This is a genomic window from Pollutimonas rozaliensis, from assembly GCF_048751585.1.
Classification (GTDB): domain Bacteria; phylum Pseudomonadota; class Gammaproteobacteria; order Burkholderiales; family Burkholderiaceae_B.
Genome location: NZ_JAZHOB010000170.1, coordinates 1 through 264 on the forward strand (window position 1 = coordinate 1; position 264 = coordinate 264).

General features: G+C 48.1%; 1 protein-coding gene. It reads left to right on the forward strand.

Annotation, left to right across the window (positions count from 1 at the left end; all coding sequences use genetic code 11):
- Positions 1-264, forward strand: a 264-nt coding sequence (locus tag V0R37_RS22435; protein ID WP_420376600.1) for a hypothetical protein, incomplete at both ends; no start/stop codon positions are given.

A 264-nucleotide genomic window follows, 5' to 3' on the forward strand; every position in this document is an offset into this window, starting at 1 on the left:
CTTGGAGCAACAACACACCGAGTATGTCAGTCGTCTCTATGTCGCTTGGGCAACAACCCCTCAGATGCGCAACATGGTCAAGGTCTCCTCAGATATGAGACAAAAACTAGGCATGCTACGTCGTAATACCATCCCAACTATGAAATTGTCCATCGCTCAGTTGGGTATGCTGCAACAATCCGTAAAATCTGGTGTCACAGCCGATGCCATCGTCAATGCCAATAATGCCGCTTTGCAAATGTTGGCTGAAACCAGCAAGGAAGC